This is a genomic window from Planococcus sp. A6, assembly GCF_028823615.1.
Lineage (GTDB): Bacteria > Bacillota > Bacilli > Bacillales_A > Planococcaceae > Planococcus.
On sequence record NZ_JAPEHT010000197.1, the window covers coordinates 1 to 4080 of the forward strand.

General features: G+C 48.9%; 3 protein-coding genes, 1 rRNA gene and 1 other RNA gene. All 5 read left to right on the plus strand.

Annotated elements, in window-relative coordinates; translation table 11 throughout:
* The first annotated feature begins 234 nt into the window (after window positions 1-234).
* Window positions 235-500: signal recognition particle sRNA large type (gene ffs, locus ON064_RS17430), an RNA gene on the plus strand.
* A 152-nt stretch (window positions 501-652) separates the two neighbouring features.
* The gene (gene dnaX, locus ON064_RS17435; protein ID WP_274625770.1) at window positions 653-2389 is read left to right on the plus strand and encodes a DNA polymerase III subunit gamma/tau; all 1737 of its coding nucleotides are present in this window, start codon (window positions 653-655) and stop codon (window positions 2387-2389) included.
* A gap of 29 nt (window positions 2390-2418) precedes the next feature.
* Window positions 2419-2739: a YbaB/EbfC family nucleoid-associated protein gene (locus tag ON064_RS17440; protein ID WP_058382250.1), complete on the plus strand. Its 321-nt coding sequence runs from the start codon at window positions 2419-2421 to the stop codon at window positions 2737-2739.
* 13 nt (window positions 2740-2752) lie between these two features.
* Window positions 2753-3352: a recombination mediator RecR gene (gene recR, locus ON064_RS17445; RefSeq protein WP_058382249.1), complete on the plus strand. Its 600-nt coding sequence runs from the start codon at window positions 2753-2755 to the stop codon at window positions 3350-3352.
* Window positions 3353-3755: 403 nt separating this feature from the next.
* A 16S ribosomal RNA gene (locus tag ON064_RS17450) occupies window positions 3756-4080 on the plus strand; the annotation flags it as partial.

Below are 4080 nucleotides of genomic sequence, written 5' to 3' on the forward strand. Positions count from 1 at the left end.
CCCCTGTCGGTTTTCAAGACCGATCCCTTCAGCCAAACTTGGGTATTCCTCCGTGTTGGACAAGATATAATTTATCACGGATTTAAAAACCCGTCAACAGTTTTGGAAGAAAAAATTATCTTTTTTACAGGAAGCAATAAAAAGGCCGGTTGATGGAGATAGTCGTTGCCTGTTTTGCGGTGTCCTTAACTTTATGTTTGATTTTTCCTCCAGCACTCCGTATACTAGTAAATGCCGTGCTAGGTGGGAAGGTAGCGGTGTCCTGTAACCTGCAATCCGCTCTAGCAGGACTGAATTCCTTTCTGAGGCTGTTTGTATGCAAGGTCTGCCTCATGCACGTAGTGTTGACATCTGGGTCCTGCGCAATGGAAACCCATGAACCATGTCAGGTCCGGAAGGAAGCAGCATTAAGTGGTACTTTCTATGTGCCGCGGGGTTGCCTAGATCGAGCCAACGACATGAGTAACGCTTGTGTACAGCAGTCGAAGAAAGGTGCACGGCTTAACCTAAATGATCCAAACCTGTCCGCAGCTTGCGGGCAGGTTTTTTTCTGTCCAGAATGTGTGGCGCCCGGTGAAATGATTCGGGAACAAGGCCCTTTTATGGTATAATGAAAGGACGGAACAAAGACTTTTTAAAAGGGGAGAACAAGGTGGCGTATCAAGCTTTTTACCGTGTGTACAGACCGCGGACTTTCTCGGAAATGACCGGCCAGACGCATGTCAAACAAACCCTTCAGAATGCTCTCCTTTATGATAAAACGACCCACGCGTATTTATTCTCAGGCCCTCGGGGTACCGGGAAGACGAGTGCGGCGAAGATTTTCGCTAAAGCGCTGAATTGTGAACAAGCCCCAGCAGCGGAACCGTGCAATGAATGTTCTTCTTGCCGGAGCATCGACGAAGGCTCGAATACAGACGTCATCGAATTCGATGCGGCTTCCAATTCACGGGTTGAGGAAATGCGGGAAATTATCGAGAAAGTTCGTTTTTCTCCAGCTAACTCCCGGTTCAAAGTTTATATCATTGATGAAGTGCATATGTTGTCGAACAGCGCCTTCAACGCATTGTTGAAAACATTGGAAGAACCGCCGGAACACGTCGTCTTCATTTTGGCAACGACCGAGCCGCATAAATTGCCGCTGACGATCATTTCCCGTTGCCAGCGGTTCGATTTCAAATCGCATACACAAGCGGACATCGTTGCGCGAATGATCACCGTCTTGGAAGATGCCAAGATTCCTTATAATGAACAAGTGCTGAAGATCATTGCCCAGGCAGCAGCGGGCGGCATGCGTGATGCGCTCAGCCTGCTCGATCAAGTTGTATCGTTCAGCGGAGATGAAATGACCATTGAAGATGCGCTTCTGGTTACGGGTTCCATCAGCCAGGACATGTTTTACGGCATTGCCGAAGCGCTGTTGAAGAAAGACGTCGGGCAAGCGTTGACCTTGCTCGAGCAATTGGTGCGTGACGGCAAAGACCCGGTGCGCTTAGTGGAAGATTTCATTACCTTCTTCCGCGATCTATTGCTGATCCAAACAGCGCCGGGGCTGCGCGATATGCTGGAGCTTGCCGCTTTCGAACCGCGTTTTGAAGAGCTGGCGGAACAGTTTGAAGCGTCAACACTCTATAACTGGATTGATATTTTAACAAAGACCCAGCAGGAGATGCGCTTCTCGAACCATACGAAAATTTATATGGAAACTGCTCTCTTGAAGATGGTGCAGGCCGACGCACCCGTCCAAACCATAGGTGCAGGGGCGCCGTCTCCTGAACTCGAAGCGAAAGTCACGAGCCTCGAACAATTGGTGCGCGAATTGCAGCAGCAATTGAAAGATGGCGGTGGGGCAGCCAATGCGGCGCCTCAAGCCGAGCAGAAAAAACGCCAGCGTTCGCAGAGCGCCTTTAAAATCCCAACTGGCCGCATCCAGGAAGTGCTGAAAAATGCGACGAAACCGGATATCCAAGCGATCAAAACCAATTGGGCGACCGTGATGGGGCAACTGCAGCGCTCGCATTCGGCATTGCTCAACGATGCCGAGCCGGTAGCGGCATCCCCAGATGCTTTTGTGTTAAAATTCAAGTATGATATTCATTGCCAGATGGCTTCTGAAAATCAGACTTTTGCCGCAGCGTTCAGCCAATTGCTTGAGCAGTATACGGGCAAGGCTTATACGCCGGTTTACGTGCCGGACGCCAATTGGCTGAAAATCCGTGAAGAGTTTATCCGCAACGGCGGCTTGAAAAATGAAGGCGACGCGCAAGAACCGGAAGGACCGGAAGAGAATCCGTTTTCCGGTGACGGTGCAAGCCCTGAAGAAGATCCATTCGTCTCTGAGGCGGAGCGGCTCTTCGGCAAAGATTTTGTCGAAGTCCATGATGATTAACGAATACAAAATTTGAGGAGGAACCAATTATGCGTGGTGGAGGAAATATGCAAGGCATGATGAAACAAATGCAGAAAATGCAAAAACAAATGGCGGAGGCTCAAGAAGAGCTCGGTACATTGAAATTTGAAGGAACAGCAGGCGGTGGAATGGTTAAAGTAACAGTTTCCGGCCATAAGGAAGTTCTTGATATCGCATTGGACCCGGCAGTCGTAGACCCGGAAGATGTGGAAATGCTGCAAGATACATTGATCGTCGCAACAAACGAAGCGTTTAAAAAAGCGGATGAGCATGCGAATTCTACAATGGGTAAATTCACGAAAGGCTTGAATATCCCCGGCATGTTCTAGGAGGTAAGCGATAATGCACTACCCGGAACCTATTTCCAAATTGATGGAGAGTTTCATGAAGTTGCCAGGGATCGGGCCAAAAACAGCGGCCCGGCTGGCATTTTTTGTGCTCGGCATGAAAGAAGACACCGTGCTTGATTTCGCGAAAGCATTGGTCGACGCCAAACGCAATTTGAGCTTTTGCTCAGTCTGCGGCCACATCACGGATGTCGACCCGTGCCAGATTTGTCAGGATACAAGCCGCGACCGTTCGATGATTTGTGTGGTCCAGGATCCGAAAGACGTCATCGCGATGGAAAAGATGCGCGATTACACGGGTCTTTATCACGTACTGCAAGGTGCCATTTCACCAATGGATGGCATCGGCCCGGAAGATATCAATGTTCCATCCCTATTGACCCGTCTTCAAGACGAGCAAGTAAAAGAACTGATTTTGGCGACGAACCCGACGATCGAAGGGGAAGCGACCGCTATGTATATCTCACGGCTAGTAAGGCCATCCGGCATCCGGACTACGCGTATTGCACATGGGCTTCCAGTTGGAGGCGACTTGGAGTATGCGGATGAAGTCACATTATCCAAAGCTCTCGAAGGCCGTCGCGAACTTTCCTAAGCTCTTGATAAATGGTAAATATTCTGACAAGTAATAATTCTTGTATAGTTATTCTTTTTGATTTAAATGAAGCTTATATAGAAGGAAGTCATTTATCCCCTTTATTTTATTGGGGGTGAATGGCTTCTTTTTCTTTAACGAATAGTAGAAGAAATAAAGAAAGGTTTTTAAATATAATTTAATTTACCAAAAGTGTTGACTTTCTAAAGACTGTGCTTTAGTATATTAAGAGTCGTCAGGAACGACAGCAAACATGAACCTTGAAAACTGAACAGCAAAACGTCAACAATACAGCCGCGAGTGATCGCGGCAAACGTACTGATCAGCTTCGGCAGATCAAGCGAATCGTGCGTCTTTCGAGACGGCGATGCGCCAGCAACTATTGAGCAATCAATACTACTCTATAATGGAGAGTTTGATCCTGGCTCAGGACGAACGCTGGCGGCGTGCCTAATACATGCAAGTCGAGCGGAGATAGTGGAGCTTGCTCCATTATCTTAGCGGCGGACGGGTGAGTAACACGTGGGCAACCTGCCCTGCAGATCGGGATAACTCCGGGAAACCGGTGCTAATACCGAATAGTTTGCGGCCTCTCATGAGGCTGCACGGAAAGACGGTTTCGGCTGTCACTGCAGGATGGGCCCGCGGCGCATTAGCTAGTTGGTGAGGTAACGGCTCACCAAGGCCACGATGCGTAGCCGACCTGAGAGGGTGATCGGCCACACTGG

What these genes read in the sequence shown, in the direction of transcription:
- ON064_RS17440 (WP_058382250.1), top strand. Translation starts at nt 2,419, where the DNA reads ATGCGTGGTGGAGGAAATATGCAAGGCATGATGAAACAAATGCAGAAA.
- recR (WP_058382249.1), top strand. Translation starts at nt 2,753, where the DNA reads ATGCACTACCCGGAACCTATTTCCAAATTGATGGAGAGTTTCATGAAG.